Source organism: Rhodococcus sp. NJ-530 (assembly GCF_003860625.1).
Taxonomy (GTDB): domain Bacteria; phylum Actinomycetota; class Actinomycetes; order Mycobacteriales; family Mycobacteriaceae; genus Rhodococcus_F; species Rhodococcus_F qingshengii.
In genome coordinates this window covers 4,184,130-4,199,685 of record NZ_CP034152.1, presented here as the reverse complement: position 1 = coordinate 4,199,685, position 15,556 = coordinate 4,184,130, and the positions used below count along the sequence as shown (strand labels likewise).

The window sequence follows — 15,556 nt, the reverse complement described above, 5'->3', positions numbered from 1 at the left end:
AGACTCCATGTTGGATCCTTCATGTGTTGGGGTCGTGGTCCAGTGCCACTGCAAGCAAGATACCCAATCGTGACCACCTGTGAAACCCCGGCACGAAGATCACAGTTGTGTTGCGCCGGACTCACTGGCCGTCGCGGCAACGGTGGCTGCCACTATTTGCTCCACGCTGATGCCCGCTGCCGGTAGGCAGTGGTAGAAGATTCGTTCGCAAAGGTCGACCATTTCGCCTCGCTCGAGCGTCGGCTCGTCGATCCAGTTGACGACGATTTCCTCCATGAATGCCTGCCACCCGGCGATTGTCGCCTCCACGGTCGCGTTCGATTCGATGCCTAGATTCGTCAGCGCAGCGACGATCCACGTGGTGAAAGTGCGGCGCATGCCTCGGTAGATCGTGCGCATTCGAACGTCGCCACTGCCGGCCATACGCATCACGGCGAGGTAAATGGTGGGGTGCTCGATAACGGCGTCGACGAATGTCTCGATACCTGAGCGCAGCTGGGACGTGATGGGTAGCTCGGGATCCGGTCGCATTCGATCTTCGAGATCGGCCGAGGCGGCCTCGAGGATGGCGTTCTGGAAACCCTTCTTGTTCTTGAAGTAGTGGAACAGCAGTGGCGGCGAGACACCGGCCTCGGCTGCGACGCGATCCATCGACAGTTGGTCGAAAGGCTCGGTCCGCAGCATCTGTACTGCCACCTCGAGGATTTGCCTCTGACGGTCTTCGGGGGAGCGGGGGACTGCAGCCATTCCGTCATCTTATGTATTGGTTCGGAAGGTTCATTGACTTTTACTCAACGCTGTCTATAACGTGAGGTAACACATACGTGAGGCGAGGAGTCCGACAGTGTCTGCTTTCGACATCGTGGTCAACGACGGGTTGTGGTTCGACGGGACGGGGGCTCCAGGTCTGCGTCGTAATCTCGGAATTCGAGACGGCGTGGTCGCGGAGGTGTCCACGACGCGCCTCGAGATCGGGCCGGACACAGAAGTGATCGACGCGGCCGGCAAATGGGTTCTCCCCGGCTTTGTCGACGTCCACACGCACTACGACGCCGAAGCCTTGGTCAGTCCAGGGCTTCCGGAATCGGTTCGCCACGGCGTCACGACGGTCGTGCTCGGCAATTGCTCGCTGTCGACGGTGTATTCGACGCCGCGCGAGATCGCGGATCTGTTCAGCCGGGTCGAAGCAGTTCCCCACGACGCGGTGCTGCGCATCCTCGAAGCGAACAAGACCTGGACCGGTCCCGCGGCGTACACCGCCGCCCTCGAAGCCCTTCCCCTCGGACCCAATGTCGCGGCCTTCATCGGTCATTCCGACATCCGCACGCACGTACTCGGACTGGGGCGCGGCACCGACAAGAAGGTCAAGCCGACTCGCTCGGAACTCGGCCGGATGGGCTCGATGCTCGAGGATGCCATCGACGCTGGGATGCTCGGCCTGTCGTCGATGACCAATGCCCTCGACAAGATCGACGGCGACGAATATCGTTCTCGCTCTTTGCCGTCGACGTATGCACGGTGGAAAGAGTTCCGATTCCTCAACCGCATCCTTCGCGATCGCGGCAAGATCTTGCAGAGCGCTCCGACCATCAACCTGCATCCGAACGTCGCGGCGTTCTTCGCCGAAAGCTCCGCGATCGGACGCAAGAAGCCGCTCAAGACGTCGCTGCTCTCCGGCGCGGATTCGAAGGCCTACCCGGTGATCGTGTACTTCATGCTCGCTGCGGCCCCACTGCTCAATCGCTTCGCCAAGACCGATTTCAAGTGGCAGCACCTTCCGGTTCCCTTGACCGTCTACGCGGATGGAATCGACCTCGTCGTGTTCGAGGAGTTCGGTGCTGGCGCCGCCGCTTTGCACCTCAAGGACCAGGTGGAGCGCAACGAACTGCTCCAGGACGAGTCGTACCGTCGCGCATTTCGTAAGGACTACGACAACAAGTTCTCACCCCGCATCTGGCATCGCAATTTCTACGATGCGGTCATCGTGGGATGCCCGGACGAGACGTTGATCGGCAAGAACTTCGGTCAGGTCGGTGACATCCGCGGAGTGCACCCGGTGGACGCGTACCTCGACCTGGTGGTGAAGTACGGGCGAGATCTTCGCTGGCGCACCACCATTGCCAATCACCGGCCCAAGTTCGCGAAGAAACTCGCCGCGAGTTCCGGTGTGCAGATGGGCTTCGGCGATGCCGGCGCACATCTGCGCAACATGGCGTTCTACAACTACCCCGTGCGGCTCCTCAAGCGCGTCAAGGACGCTCAGAGTGACCGCAAGCCGTTCCTCACCATCGAGCGCGCAATCCATCGACTGACCGGAGAACTGGCGGACTGGTACGGCATCGACGCCGGACATCTGCGCCAGGGTGACCGCGCGGACTTCGTTGTCATCGACCCGGCCGGCCTCGACGAGTCGGTCGACGGGTTGTTCGAGGCAAACGTGCCCGAGTACGGCGGGATCAGCCGGATGGTCAACCGCAGCGACGACGCAGCGGTCGCTACGGTGATCAACGGCCGACTCGTCTACCGCGACGGCGAATTCGCCCCCGGATTCGGAATCGAAAAGACAGGTCAGTTCCTGCGTGCCGGTGAAAAGGCTCCGGTTACCAGGGCCGCGAAGACTAGCGTGGCGCTATGACTACACCGGCGGATCGCCTCACCTCGTACTCCCGGACCGGGCTGACCTTCGACGTACGCGACGAAGGTCCGGCAGACGGTCCGGTGGTGGTTCTCCTGCACGGATTTCCGCAGGATTCGAGCTCGTGGGATCAGCTCGCACCGCTACTGCACGACCGCGGCTTCCGGACCGTCGCACCGGATCAGCGAGGGTACTCACCCGGCGCGCGGCCGAAAGCGCGCTGGGCGTACCGCGGGTCCGAACTCGCCGCTGACACTGTCGCACTGATCGACGCACTCGGGGTGGGCAAAGTGCACCTGGTCGGCCACGACTGGGGTGCCGCAGTCGCATGGCAGGTGGCCGCCGAACGGCCGGACTTGCTCGATACCGTGACCGCGGTGTCGGTTCCGCACCCACTGGCGTTCATCAAGGCGATGGTGACCAGCACACAGGGACTGAAGTCGTGGTACATGGGGGCGTTCCAATTGCCCTTCGTCCCCGAGAAGATTCTGTCCTCCACGTCGGCGGGTGAAAAGTTCCTGATTTCGAGCGGGCAGACGCCGGAGAACGCGCGGCGCGATCTGAACGCCATGCTGGCTCCCGGTCGGCTACGCGGCGGTCTGAACTGGTACCGCGCGATGTGGATGACCAAGCCGAACCCCGCAACTGCCAGGGTCACCGTGCCGACCCTGCACGTCTGGAGTGACGGCGACGCCGCCATCGGACCCAAGGGGTCTGCGCTCACCCCCGCGTTTGTCGACGGTCCGTACCGGTTCGAAGTTCTCCGGGGTGTGAGCCACTGGATCCCCGACGAGGCGCCGACGGAGTTGGATCGGTTGCTCGGTGAGCATTTCAGTAGCTGACCGAGTTTCGTACTGAAGCCCCCGCCGTTCGGCGGGGCTTCAGTTGTCAGCAAGGTCGTCAGCAAGGTCGTCGACCAACCGTGGTCAGCGAGCTCCGAATCGCTGTTCCACCTGCTCCTTCGTCAGGCCGAACTCCTCGAGCGTGTACTTGTGCGACGGTTTGCGAGCACCCGAGCGGCTTTCCTCGTGCATGGCCTCCATCGACTGCTGGGCGGTAGATGTCAACGGGATGTCGAAATGCGTGTAGATGTTCTCGACGGTTCCCAGCGGATCGGTGACGAAGTCCTGATAGTCGACGTCGATGAACTGCGCGGGATTATGGTGTGCGCGTGCACTGTCGAACTGCTCGAGCCCCCTGGCCCACAATTCGAGCTGACTTTCGCCGATCACCTTGTCGGTGAACGTGTTCGACCAACCCTCTGTCGCCTGGGCGGCCAGGCTGCATACCGACGGAATGATCGTCGAAGGGGAGCGGTGAGTCTGGATGACAAGCGCGTCGGGGTACGCCTCCATCAATTCGTCGAGCGCGAACAGGTGGCTCGGGTTCTTGAGGACCCACCGTCGATCCTGATCGGGCAGACCGATCAGCTGCAGGTTCTTCTTGTGTCGTGCATAGGCGTTCGACCACTCCTGGTCCTTCAGCCATGCGGAGTACGTGGGTAGATTGGCCAGACACTCGTACGACACGGACTTGAACGTCTGACGCAAGAGTTGCCAACATTCTTCGACTTCGCTGGCCGACATGTAGTGCACGCCCATGAATTCGGGATGCTCGACGTGGTGTTGACCGAATGTCTCCTCGATCTTGGCGAAGACCGGGTTCGATTCCCACGTATCGCGAGGCGGGCGAGGCTGAGGGAACTCGGTCAGCCACATCTCGAGGCCCTGGTGAGCCGGGTCGACCGTGAGGAGGCGGTGCAAGGCAGTGGTGCCGGTGCGCGGCAATCCGGTGACGAAGATCGGCCGCTCGATCTTGACGTCGGCGTGTTCCGGATGCTCCCTCCACGCCGATTCGCTGAGCAGACGGGCCACCAGGGCGCCGCGAAGGAATACCCGAGAGATCTTGCTGCCGAACGGCGTCAGATCCTCGTCCCGGTCGTAAGACTCGAGGAGGACCGACAGAGCCTCGGTGTAATCGTCGGCGCCGAAGTCCGTCAGGCCGGTCATCCGCGTCGCCGAGGCATGGAGATCCTCGACGGTGCCGACGTGAGTGCGTTCAGTCATGGTGCTCCTAGTGATGGAATTCGCCGCAGTTGACGTCGATGCATTGGCCGGTGATCGCGCTGGCCATCGGGGACGCCAGGAAGATCGCCGCATCGGATACTTCATCCGTCGTCGGCAGGCGCTTGAGGTCGGTGTTCGACGCAGTGTGCTCGTAGATCTGCTCGACGGTCATGCCGAACTTCTCCGCCTGGTGCGCGAAGTATCCCTTGAGGGTGTCTCCCCAGATATAGCCGGGTGCAATCGAATTGACACGAATTCCCTGCGGGCCGAGTTCGGTGGCCAGGGACTGCGACATGGCGAGCAGGGCCGACTTCGCCATCTTGTAGCTGCCGTAACGCTCTTGCGAATGCCGCAACACCATCGAATTGATGTTCACCACGGAGCCGTCCGACTCGGCAAGTGCTGGCGTGAACAGCTGAGTCAGGCGCAACGCACCCAGCACGGTCAGTTCGATGCTGTCGCGGATGTGCTGGTAATCGGTGCGAGCCAACGGTTTCATCGACGGAATCGAGAATGCATTGTTGATCAGAGTGTCCACTTTGCCGTAGGCGGCAATGGACTCGGCCACCAGATTCTCGGCGGAAGCCTGGTCGGTGATGTCGGTGGCAACGGTGACGGCGCGCCCACCGGCATCGACTATTTCCTTCGCAACGTCGTCGAGTCGCGATTGCGTACGTGCTGCGAGAACAAGACTCGCGCCGGCCGACGCACATCGAAGGGCCAGAGCGCGGCCGAGTGCCGGGCCGACTCCGGAGATGACTACTACACGGTCTTCGAGCAAGGCGGTCATGATTACCCCAGCATTCGGTTGTCGATGGCGGCCTGGCGCTGGGCAATGCGCGCTGCCCAGTCCTCGGCGGTGATGGCGTTGGTGTCGAAATGCGGCAGGTGCTTCGCAATATCTGCGACGGCGACGATTTCGACGGTGGGACCGTCCTGCGGCGTCAGCTCGCGGGACACGCGCTGCCAACGGAACTGCAGAATGCCGCGCGGATGTCCGACGGTTTCGATCCAGTTGGTGACACCGGGGTTCTTCTCGCTGACCACCATTCGAACCATCCCGTCCGGATCGACCTGTGCCTGGCCGTTGTTGAGGGAGGTCTGATGATTGACGTAGTCCAGTGAGATGTACCAGAGGCTCCCCAGTTGGAAGCCGAGATACGGTGCGTCGGAGGCGGGAACGGTGATGATCATCGCCTGCTCGTCGGTGAGTTCGTAATGTCCCACCGACGAGTACTGCGTTGCCAGCCCGCCCGGTGTCAGGCGTGGTTCGGTCATGGTGTTGACCGCGAGCTTGAGGTAGAACCACTCCGGGAACTGGAGCCACGTCTTGACCCGCGTGACCAGTGCCTTCCCAGCCCGGACGTAACGCTTCTCGGTCTCTTCGGCGGTGAGAGGTGGCGGCGCTATCCCGATCGAATCGGTGCGCTCGATGCGGATCACACCGCGCTGCTGACTCCAGTCGCTGTAGACCTCGCGAACAACCAGCTGCGAGGATCCGGGCGCCAGGGTGTAGTAGTTGGCTCGGCCGTCGGCAGGGCCGGGGCCGAACCAAGCGACGAAGTTACCGTCGTCGTCTATCTCCAGCTCGCGGTCGTCGAAGGCGATTTCGCTGCCGGGAACGTTCGAGTTGGTGTAGTTCCCACTCAACACCTGGAAGCTGAGATCGGCTGTGGTGCCGCGCTTTCCGGTGACCTTGTATTCCTTGTCGTCGTTGATTCGGGCGCCGAAGTACAGAGTGTCGGGGTTGTCGAGGCCCATCTTGGTGAATGGTCCGGTGCCCTGGATGAAACTCGGATGGGTCTTTTCGCCGGCCCAGGCGGCATGCGTCGTCGCGATGATTCCGCCGGCCAGATATTGGTATCCCTCCAGTAGATCCTGTTCGGATCTGATGTGCGGCGCAGTCTCGATCAATTTCTCGGCTTCGGCGATCGCCTCGGCAAACGGGTCCGTCAGCACGCTGGCTCCTCACAGTTCCGACTATGTCGCCGGTCCAGAGCGTCGTGGTACAAATATGTACCTATTTGGTAGATGTTGGGTATTTCGACAATAGAACGCGTTCTAGGGAGTGGTCAATGGGTGGACCGGAGAAGACGCCTGAAGAGGGACGCCCGAGGGGGAGACAATCGCCTCCCACCGAACGGGTGGTTCAGGTGCTCGACTACCTCGTCGGTCGCCCTGATCAGCGGTTCGGGCTGTCGGAACTGGCCCGCGCGCTCGAGATCAGCAAGCCCACCTGCTTGGGAATCCTCACGGCGCTGGCTGATCGTGGATACCTGACTCGGGACGAGGTGTCGAAGACCTATGGGCTCGGTCCGGCCTTGATCGCAGCCGGACGTGCAGCTCAGCGGGGATTTGCCGTCGGACCCATTGCCCGCACCCATCTGGAGAAAGTGAGCACGGAGTTCGGGACGACGTGCACGGCGTCCGGTGTGATCGGTGATCAGATCAGCGTTCTCGAAGTGACCGGACCGATCGGCGCGCGTCGCGCCGCCAAGGTCGGTCAGGTGTACCCGTTCGCTCCACCGGTCGGACTGATGTACGTCCTCTGGGGTTCGGATCACGACATGGACAGTTGGCTGAGCAAAGAGCCGAGCCTGCCGGTGCGCTTGGATCGCGAGCGTCTGTGGAACGTGGTCCGCGAGTGTCGGGCTGCGGGGTATCTGGTCGAGAGTCTGGATCCCGTCGGGCAGCGACTGCACACGCTGATGGCGGGCGTTGCGACGCACGATCTTCCGCCGGAGGTGCGTGAACTGCTCGGTGAGATGGTGTCGAGCCTGGGCGAGAGGGTGTATCTCGGGCGCGACATCAGCTCTGACGACGAGCATCCCGTCAGTCTCATCGCGGCCCCGACCTACGACGCCGAGGGGCATCAGGCCCTTGTGCTGACACTTTATGTGGGTGGGGCGATCACGGGCGCCGAGATCGAGCGCCGCGCCGCGGTGCTGGTTGCGGCGGCGGATGCGGTGACGGCGGAAGTTGGTGGCAGGAGTCCGGTTCGCGGTCTGTGACGTCTTATTGCCGGTCATTGACCTTTGGGTAGAACGAGTTCTATTCTGTGATTGCGTTCAATTTAGAACCAGTCCGGTACATAAATGTACCGATGCGGAAATGGTGTTCCGCACGGAGTACGTGATGCTCAGGAGCGAAAGACATGGCAACACTCCAGACCCCGCTCGCCTACGAGTTGTCGCATCTGCGAGCACTCGAAGCGGAGGCGGTCCATATTTTCCGCGAAGTCGCAGCGACTTTCGAAAAGCCGGTCCTCCTGTTCTCCGGAGGTAAGGATTCCGTCGTGATGCTGCACGTAGCGGCCAAGGCATTCTGGCCTGCCCCACTGCCGTTCGCTGTGATGCACGTCGACACCGGTCACAATTTCGACGAGGTGATCGAATTCCGCGACCAGACGGTCGATCGCTTCAACCTGCGTCTTGTCGTCTCCAGCGTGCAGGACGACATCGACGCCGGACGCGTCATCGAGGACACCGGAGTCGGTTCCAGTCGCAATCGCCTGCAGACGCACGCGTTGCTGCGCGGAATTCGCGACAACAAGTTCGACGCCGTATTCGGTGGTGCTCGCCGAGACGAGGAGAAGGCGCGCGCCAAAGAGAGGGTGTTCAGCTTCCGGGACGAATTCGGGCAGTGGGATCCGAAGGTGCAGCGACCTGAACTGTGGAACCTGTACAACGGCAAACACTGTAAGGGCGAACATATTCGGATCTTCCCGCTCTCGAACTGGACAGAGCTCGACATCTGGCAGTACATCGAGAGCGAGCAGATCGACCTCCCCGGCATCTACTACGCCCATCGTCGCGAGGTGGTTCCACGCGACGGAATGTTGTTGGCACGCACCCGTTTCCTCGAGCTTCGCGCCGGCGAAGAGTCCTACGAGGCGTTGGTGCGCTTCCGTACGGTCGGCGACGCAACGTGTACCGGATGTGTCGAATCGTCGGCCGAAACACCGGGCGCTGTCGTGGAAGAAGTTGCGGCGAGCCGTATCACGGAGCGTGGCGCAACCAGAGCTGATGACCGGATTTCCGAAGCTGGCATGGAAGATCGTAAGAAAGAGGGGTACTTCTGATGCCGCAACTGCTGAGAGTCGCTACAGCGGGCAGTGTCGACGACGGAAAATCGACACTCATCGGCCGGTTGCTCTACGACTCCAAGTCGATCTTCGAGGACCAACTCGAGGCCGTGGAACGGAGCAGCCGAGAACGCGGCGACGAGTACGCCAACCTCGCGCTACTGACCGACGGATTGCGCGCCGAGCGTGAACAGGGCATCACGATCGACGTGGCCCACCGGTATTTCGCGACCCCTCATCGGAAGTTCATCATCGCGGACACTCCCGGGCACGAGCAGTACACCCGCAACATGGTGACCGGCGCGTCGACGGCCGATCTTGCCCTGATCCTGGTGGATGCTCGCAAAGGGGTGCTCGAACAGACGCGGCGGCACGCCTTCTTGTCCACTCTCCTGGGGATACCCCACCTCGTGCTGTGTGTGAACAAAATGGACCTCGTGGGCTGGTCTCAGGAACGGTTCGAGGAGATCAAGGAAGAATTCCGACAGTTCGCGATCAAACTGGACGTCCACGACCTGACGTTCATTCCGGTCTCGGCGCTGTTGGGGGACAACATCGTTGCCCGGACCGAGAACATGTCCTGGTACGACGGGCCTTCTCTGCTGCACAATCTCGAGCAGGTGCACATCGCGTCGGATCGCAATTTGATCGACGCGCGTTTCCCGGTGCAGTACGTGATCCGTCCGCAGAAGCAGACCGACGCCGACCTCCACGATTTCCGTGGATACGCCGGAACGGTGGCCAGTGGCGTCTTCAAGCCCGGCGACGAAATCGTGGCTTTGCCTTCAGGATTCACCTCGACGGTGAAGGCAGTCCACGGGCCGGGCGGTGACGTGATCGACGAAGCGTTTGCGCCCTCGGCCGTATGCATCGAGCTGACCGACGATCTCGACGTCAGCCGCGGGGACCAATTGTGTCGGCTCAACAACCGGCCGCAGGTCGGGCAGGAAATCGATGCGATGGTCTGTTGGTTGACCGAACAGACAACTCTGTCGGAGAACAATCGCTACTCGTTGCTGCACACCACGCGCTCCACGAAAGCGCAGATCGTCAAGCTCGACTACCGGCTGGACGTCAATTCTCTGCACCGCGACGAGAAGGCAGAATCTTTGTCCCTCAACGAGATCGGCCGCATCTCGATCAAGACGCAGCAGCCGTTGATGTTCGATCCCTACCGCCGCAACCGCGTGACGGGCAGCTTCATTCTCGTGGACGAGACCACGGGCAATACCGTCGCCGCCGGAATGATCAACGGTCCGACACTCAAGGAATCGCGCGTCGTCTGGCACAGTTCGGAGGTTTCTCGCGAGGAACGTGCGACTGCCGGCGCCACCGTCTGGCTCACCGGTCTCTCGGCCTCGGGTAAGTCGACGATCGCGGTGGAACTCGAGCGGCGGTTGGTGGCCGCGGGTATCCCGGCGTACCGCCTCGACGGCGACAACCTCCGGCACGGATTGAACGCGGATCTGGGATTCAGTGCCGATGACCGCGCCGAGAACGTCCGCCGAGTCGGCTCGGTGGCGCAGTTGTTCGCTGATTCAGGTGCAGTGGCAGTGGCCTGCCTGATAAGCCCGTACCGCGAAGATCGTGATCGAGTGCGGGCGGCGCACGAGGCCGCCGGGCTGAAGTTCGTCGAGGTCTACGTCGACACCCCGATCGAGCAATGTGAAGCCCGAGACCCCAAGGGCATGTACGCCAAGGCCAGGGCCGGGGAAATCACGGGATTCACCGGAGTCGACGATCCCTACGAAGCTCCGACAAGTCCCGAGCTGGTGATCAGACCCGAAGACGGAACGCCTACCGAACTTGCGCTGCGAATTATGGAAGTGTTGGACCGGTGAGCGAATCCACACACAGCAGAATCGCCGACGAGGCACTCGCGGCGGAATTGGCGCAGGCCGCCGGTGCGATCCTCCTGGGGATCCGAGCCGAGGGTCTGGGTGTCGACGACGGTCGGGAACTGGGTCGCCGGGGCGACAAGGCCGCCGATTCCTACATCCTCGACCGGTTGGCTGCCGAGCGGCCGGGCGATGCCGTGCTCTCTGAGGAATCTGCCGACGATCGCAGTCGTCTGGATGCAGCTCGGGTCTGGATCATCGATCCGCTGGACGGCTCCAAGGAATACGGCTTGCCGAATCATGCGGATTGGGCAGTGCACGTGGCGCTTTGGGAGCGCGGTAGCGGAATTACCGCAGCCGCGGTTGCTCAGCCGGCGCTCGGAGCGGTGTACTCCAGTGGCGACGAGGCAGCTTCGGTTGTCGCCAACTCGCCGCTCCGCGTAGTAGTCAGCGGATCGCGACCACCCGCATTCACCGAAGCGGTGGCAGCCGAACTCGGCGCCGACGTGGTGCACATGGGATCGGCCGGCGCCAAGGCGATGGCGGTGGTGCGCGGCGAGGTCGACGCGTACCTGCACGCCGGTGGGCAGTGGGAATGGGATTCGGCTGCACCCGTCGGCGTCGCACAGGCGGCGGGACTGTATTGCAGCCGCATCGACGGTTCGCCGCTGCTCTACAACGAATCTCATCCGTACCTGCCGGATCTCGTGATCTGCCGACCGGAGTTGTCGGAGTCGATCCTGGGCGCAATTGCCAAGCACTCCACGGAGTCTGCGGTCAGCGGACGCGTCGCCATGGCGCGTGAATACGTGAACGCATTGCTCACTCATGACGCAACGAAGGTCCGCTTCGCCGCCGACGCCTGGCGGGTCGAGAACGGTCAGCGAACCGGTGACAGCGGCGCCTTCATCAGCAACGAGCTCGAACAAGGCCAGCAATATCGCGGAATCGTGGCGATACGTGAACTCGCGCTGCGTGAGTGGGGCGAGAGCGTCGTAGCCCGGTATCTGCTCGACCTCGGAACACCTGGCCAGGCACCGGCCGTCACGGTTTTCGTGACCGAGTACTTCGGGATACCGGCAGGCGAGATCGAAAGCATCCTGGCAATCATCGAACCCCACGAAGACGATTCGAAAGAGGCTGGCACACAATGACACCGGACAAGCTGGTCACCGAATTCTGCGCACTGTGGGCAAATGCCGATGTCGCGAAAATTGTCGACTACTTCACCGATGACGTCGTTTATCACAACATCCCGATGGAGCCCGTGGTCGGTCGCGAGGCCGTCCGGGCGTTCATCGAGCAGTTTGTCGGTGCCTTCGGCAACATCGACTTTCAGATCAAGCGTCAGGTCGCGGACGGCAACACCGTCATGAACGAGCGCATCGACGTCTTCACCATCAACGGCGCCGAGGTAGCGCTCCCGGTCATGGGGGTGTTCGAAGTCGAGGACGGAAAGATCAAAGCCTGGCGCGACTATTTCGACATGGCACCGATCAACGCGGCAGCCGGCCAGGCCTGATCGGGGCGTCTACTCCGCGATGACAGCGTGCGGGTAGTCCGCCGAACGGTGCTGGAAACGCGTAATGGCGGGATTCACGATGACGCCGTCACGGATTTCGATGGCGCGGTCGACGGTCTCGTCTGCCTTCCAGGCCGTCTCTCCTGCCATCACAGTGGGCAGGTAGGGAAGAAGTGATTCGCTGATCTCCCACGACGCGGAGTTCCACAGGTATGACGGACTGTGGTCGACACCGTAGTAGGTGATGTTGTCACCGACGATGAAGGTCGGCTCGGCAAACGAGGTGGGGCGAGCCCAACTGAAGCCCATGCCTTCGTCGCACGATACGTCCACGATGAGGCTGCCGGGTTGGAAGTCCATGAGGTCTTCCTCGGTCAGGAACGTCAGTGGGGCGTCCGTGTTCTGCAGTACGCAGTTGACGACGATGTCGTGCTCGGCCAAGAAACCGGGCACCGGCACGCTGTGGTTGTCGAGCATGACGTGGCTGCCACGGACGTCACCGTTGTTGTTGTCGAACGAGACCATGCGCGCCGAGTGGATGGGGGAGCTGACGGCGGTGACTCCACGCTGGGTGAGGACGTCCACTTCGTGGATACCGTGCGCCTTGAGTGCTGTGACCGCGCCGCGTGCAGTGGCTCCGAAACCGATCACGGCAGCGGTGAGACGCCGGCCGTAGTCACCGGTGGAACCGATCAACTGCAGGGCGTGCAGTACCGAGCAATAACCGGCGAGCTCGTTGTTCTTGTGGAACACATGCAGATTGAACGATCCGTCGCTGTGCCAGAAGTTCATGGCCTCGAAGGCGATGAGAGTCAGTTTCTTGTCGATCGCGATCTGTGTCAGTTCGGTGTCCTGGACACAGTGCGGCCAGCCCCAGAGAACCTGACCTGATCGTAGCTCGGCGAGGTCACGCACCAACGGCTTCGGTAGCAGAACCACATCGGTTTCCGCCAAAATCTGCTTGCGCGTGCGGATTCCGGCAACGAGGCGCGAGAGGTAGTCGTCGGAGTAGCCGAAGGGGTGACCGTAGCCTTCTTCGAGGTAGATCCGAGAACGTAGTTCGGCATCGATGCGATCGAAATGCGCAGGATGGATCGGCAACCGGCGTTCTGCCGGTTTGCTCGACTGTCCGATGACTCCAAGGGTGCGTGCGTTGTTCAATTGTGTATCTCTCGATAGGAGCAGGTAGAGATGTCAGGCAGGAGCCTGAGGGACTAGCAGAAGCCGCAGGAACGCTGGCAGATTGCCTCGGCCAGGACCGCGTGAAAGCGTGCTGGCTGCGCTGCTGTCGATCGCCGACGGCAACAGAAAGGCGCGTCGGTATGTGCTCAGTCTAGTCCGGAACGGCCCTCGCCCGGTGGCCGGGCGCTGTGTTGTGCTCCGCTGACGTGTGGCTACTGCTCGCGCAGGCGTGAATCCAGTACGGCCAGTTGAATTTTGCTGGCGTCCGCGTGTACCTGACGTCCTTTGTCGGTGACGTCGACGAAGACTCCGCGCCGGTCGGCCTCGCACAGTGCTCGCTGAACCAGTCCGGCCTTCTCGAGACGGGCCACGCTACGGGAGAGCGCGCTGGGACTCAGGTACATCTCCGAGGCAAGCTCCTGCATGCGTGGACGTTCGCACGTGGCGTCCATGAGTCGGTCGAGAGCCTCGAAGTCGCTCATGCTCAGCCCATGCGCCGACTGCATCTGGCGATCGAGTTCGCACGCGATGTCGTTGTAGCTGGTCGACAGCGAGCGCCAGGTGTTGCGCAATTCGGATTCCGACGTCACGACCGCATTCTAGTTGAAGACTCGATTACGTGCAATTGCATTAAATGCTTGTGCATTATGTGCATGTGCATCTATTCTCGCTGACGTGACTTGCACAGACTCGACACTCAAACCATTCGATTCGCCGGACGCCCCGGTTTCTACGGAATCCTCGGATCCGGCCACAGGGGAGGGCTGGTCCCTCAAGCTGTGGGGCATCCTCGCGGTGCTCTGCCTCGTGTTGTTCCTCGACGGTCTCGATGTGTCGATGGTGGGCGTCGCGCTTCCGTCCATCGGCAATGAACTGGGCCTGTCCACTACCTCGCTGCAGTGGATCATCAACGGCTACGTCCTCGGATTCGGCGGCCTGTTGCTACTCGGTGGACGTACCGCCGATCTTCTCGGGCGCAGGAAGGTCTTCCTGATCGCACTGACCGTGTTCGCAATCGCCTCGCTGGTCGGTGGCCTTGTCGACAACGGAACACTGCTGATCGCATCACGATTCGTGAAGGGATTGGCCGCGGCCTTCACCGCTCCGACCGCAATGTCCATTCTCACCACGACGTTCAAGGAAGGTCCGGCCCGTAACCGTGCGCTGTCGGTGTTCTCCGTGTTCGGCGCCAGTGGTTACTCGTCCGGTCTGATCCTCGGTGGGCTGTTGACCAGTGCCGGTTGGCGATTCACGTTCCTTATGCCGGTTCCGTTTGCCGTCCTCGCGCTGATCGGTGGGTACTTCCTCATTCCGCGGGACCGTCCCGCAGATACCGGGGGACACGACCTCGTCGGCGCCGTCACCCTGGTGACGGGAATGCTTCTCACGGTGTACACGATGGTTTCGGCTCCGACCCGTGGATGGGCACACCCGATGACGCTGGGTTCGTTCGCTGTCGCAGCCGTGCTTCTGGCGACGTTCTTCTTCGTGGAGAAGAAGGTGGCGCATCCGCTTGTGCGACTTGGGCTTCTGCGCGTCGGCACCATCGTTCGTGCAAATCTGGCCATCATCGCGCTCTTCGGTTCCTACCTGAGCTTCCAGTTCATGATGACGATCTTCCTGCAGTCGGCCCTCGGCTGGTCGCCCCTGAAGATGGCGATGGCACTGCTGCCCGCGGGCATCATCGTCGCATTCGGATCGCCGTTCGTCGGACGGCTGGTCGACCTGTACGGCAGTGCCAAGCTCATCATCGCGGCACTGACCTCGCTCAGCGTCGGGTACCTCTGGTTCCTCTTCGCGGGCAGCGATTCACCGTCGTACGTCGTGGCGATTCTGCCGAGCGTCATCCTGCTCGGACTCGGATTCGCGCTGGGGTACACCTCGATCATGGCCCAGGCCACCTCGGGTGTCGACGACTCGGAGCAGGGTTTGGCGTCCGGGCTGGTGAACACCTCCGCTCAGGTCGGTGCGGCGCTCGTGCTCGCTCTGACCACTGCCCTCGTGACCGCTGGATCGCACACCGCGTCCGGCGCCGGTACCGCCGGATTCGAGCAGTTCCATCCCGGACTGATCCTGGTTACCGGAGTCGCGCTGGTGGGGTTGGCGATCACCGTCTCGCCGCTGTTACGTGGAAGGTCGCAGCGGGGAAGATCCGTGCGTGAAAGGCGCGCTGAGGAAGAAAAGGAATTGGCCGAGGTCAACTGAATACTTGCTTCATCCGCGAATGCG

Annotated in this window: 14 protein-coding genes; 8 read left to right on the top strand and 6 right to left on the bottom strand. The window is 62.0% G+C overall.

The genetic code is table 11. The features are described 5' to 3' along the window. Positions 1-99 precede the first annotated feature (99 nt). Positions 100-747 (bottom strand): TetR/AcrR family transcriptional regulator, encoded by a 648-nt coding sequence (locus tag EHW12_RS19525; RefSeq protein ID WP_054186755.1) that lies wholly within the window; start codon positions 745-747, stop codon positions 100-102. 97 nt (positions 748-844) lie between these two features. Between EHW12_RS19525 and EHW12_RS19520 the strand changes: the two genes are divergently transcribed. Further along, positions 845-2,635 carry an amidohydrolase family protein gene (locus EHW12_RS19520; protein ID WP_125051514.1) on the top strand — a complete coding sequence of 597 codons (1,791 nt, stop codon included), beginning with the start codon at positions 845-847 and terminating at the stop codon, positions 2,633-2,635. Further along, positions 2,632-3,477: an alpha/beta fold hydrolase gene (locus tag EHW12_RS19515; RefSeq protein WP_063316882.1), complete on the top strand. Its 846-nt coding sequence runs from the start codon at positions 2,632-2,634 to the stop codon at positions 3,475-3,477. The genes EHW12_RS19520 and EHW12_RS19515 overlap by 4 nt, the downstream gene beginning before the upstream one ends. A gap of 84 nt (positions 3,478-3,561) precedes the next feature. Here EHW12_RS19515 and EHW12_RS19510 read toward each other — a convergent pair whose 3' ends face one another. Genes EHW12_RS19510 through EHW12_RS19500 form a run of 3 tightly spaced genes read right to left on the bottom strand, consistent with a single transcriptional unit; the run spans position 3,562 to position 6,660 of the window. Then, the gene (locus EHW12_RS19510; protein WP_125051512.1) at positions 3,562-4,701 is read right to left on the bottom strand and encodes a sulfotransferase; all 1,140 of its coding nucleotides are present in this window, start codon (positions 4,699-4,701) and stop codon (positions 3,562-3,564) included. Between the two features lie 7 nt (positions 4,702-4,708). After that, on the bottom strand, positions 4,709-5,491 hold the full coding sequence (locus EHW12_RS19505; protein ID WP_007726165.1) for an SDR family oxidoreductase: 783 nt from the start codon (positions 5,489-5,491) through the stop codon (positions 4,709-4,711). Positions 5,492-5,493: 2 nt separating this feature from the next. After that, a complete protein-coding gene (locus EHW12_RS19500; protein WP_125051510.1) occupies positions 5,494-6,660 on the bottom strand; it encodes a hypothetical protein in 1,167 nt (388 codons plus the stop codon). A 116-nt stretch (positions 6,661-6,776) separates the two neighbouring features. Between EHW12_RS19500 and EHW12_RS19495 the strand changes: the two genes are divergently transcribed. The 5 genes from EHW12_RS19495 (at position 6,777) to EHW12_RS19475 (ending at position 12,145) form a co-directional block, all read left to right on the top strand. Beyond that, the gene (locus tag EHW12_RS19495) at positions 6,777-7,712 is read left to right on the top strand and encodes a helix-turn-helix domain-containing protein (RefSeq protein ID WP_047270168.1); all 936 of its coding nucleotides are present in this window, start codon (positions 6,777-6,779) and stop codon (positions 7,710-7,712) included. A 143-nt stretch (positions 7,713-7,855) separates the two neighbouring features. After that, positions 7,856-8,782 carry a sulfate adenylyltransferase subunit CysD gene (gene cysD / locus EHW12_RS19490; protein WP_118604372.1) on the top strand — a complete coding sequence of 309 codons (927 nt, stop codon included), beginning with the start codon at positions 7,856-7,858 and terminating at the stop codon, positions 8,780-8,782. Next, the gene (gene cysC, locus EHW12_RS19485; protein WP_118604369.1) at positions 8,782-10,626 is read left to right on the top strand and encodes an adenylyl-sulfate kinase; all 1,845 of its coding nucleotides are present in this window, start codon (positions 8,782-8,784) and stop codon (positions 10,624-10,626) included. Before cysD ends, cysC begins: the two co-directional genes overlap by 1 nt. Further along, positions 10,623-11,777: a 3'(2'),5'-bisphosphate nucleotidase CysQ gene (locus EHW12_RS19480; RefSeq protein WP_125051508.1), complete on the top strand. Its 1,155-nt coding sequence runs from the start codon at positions 10,623-10,625 to the stop codon at positions 11,775-11,777. Before cysC ends, EHW12_RS19480 begins: the two co-directional genes overlap by 4 nt. Next, entirely contained in the window at positions 11,774-12,145 is a 372-nt protein-coding gene (locus EHW12_RS19475; protein WP_054781941.1) for a limonene-1,2-epoxide hydrolase family protein, read from the top strand. Before EHW12_RS19480 ends, EHW12_RS19475 begins: the two co-directional genes overlap by 4 nt. A 9-nt stretch (positions 12,146-12,154) precedes the next feature. On the opposite strand, the gene EHW12_RS19470 is transcribed toward EHW12_RS19475, so the two are convergent. Both EHW12_RS19470 and EHW12_RS19465 read right to left on the bottom strand, forming a co-directional pair. Continuing rightward, complete coding sequence (locus tag EHW12_RS19470) at positions 12,155-13,306, bottom strand: N(5)-(carboxyethyl)ornithine synthase (protein ID WP_003941354.1); 1,152 nt, start codon at positions 13,304-13,306, stop codon at positions 12,155-12,157. A gap of 233 nt (positions 13,307-13,539) precedes the next feature. Continuing rightward, complete coding sequence (locus EHW12_RS19465; RefSeq protein ID WP_003941367.1) at positions 13,540-13,917, bottom strand: MarR family transcriptional regulator; 378 nt, start codon at positions 13,915-13,917, stop codon at positions 13,540-13,542. Positions 13,918-14,002: 85 nt separating this feature from the next. Here EHW12_RS19465 and EHW12_RS19460 point away from each other — a divergent pair, with 85 nt between their 5' ends. Then, positions 14,003-15,532: an MFS transporter gene (locus EHW12_RS19460; protein ID WP_065352715.1), complete on the top strand. Its 1,530-nt coding sequence runs from the start codon at positions 14,003-14,005 to the stop codon at positions 15,530-15,532. Positions 15,533-15,556 lie beyond the last annotated feature (24 nt).

Bases quoted from the DNA above. Each gene is read 5' to 3' on its own strand.
- EHW12_RS19515 (WP_063316882.1), top strand. From the start codon at position 2,632: ATGACTACACCGGCGGATCGCCTCACCTCGTACTCCCGGACCGGGCTG.
- EHW12_RS19475 (WP_054781941.1), top strand. From the start codon at position 11,774: ATGACACCGGACAAGCTGGTCACCGAATTCTGCGCACTGTGGGCAAAT.
- EHW12_RS19505 (WP_007726165.1), bottom strand. From the start codon at position 5,491: ATGACCGCCTTGCTCGAAGACCGTGTAGTAGTCATCTCCGGAGTCGGC.
- cysD (WP_118604372.1), top strand. From the start codon at position 7,856: ATGGCAACACTCCAGACCCCGCTCGCCTACGAGTTGTCGCATCTGCGA.
- EHW12_RS19495 (WP_047270168.1), top strand. From the start codon at position 6,777: ATGGGTGGACCGGAGAAGACGCCTGAAGAGGGACGCCCGAGGGGGAGA.
- cysC (WP_118604369.1), top strand. From the start codon at position 8,782: ATGCCGCAACTGCTGAGAGTCGCTACAGCGGGCAGTGTCGACGACGGA.
- EHW12_RS19510 (WP_125051512.1), bottom strand. From the start codon at position 4,701: ATGACTGAACGCACTCACGTCGGCACCGTCGAGGATCTCCATGCCTCG.
- EHW12_RS19525 (WP_054186755.1), bottom strand. From the start codon at position 747: ATGGCTGCAGTCCCCCGCTCCCCCGAAGACCGTCAGAGGCAAATCCTC.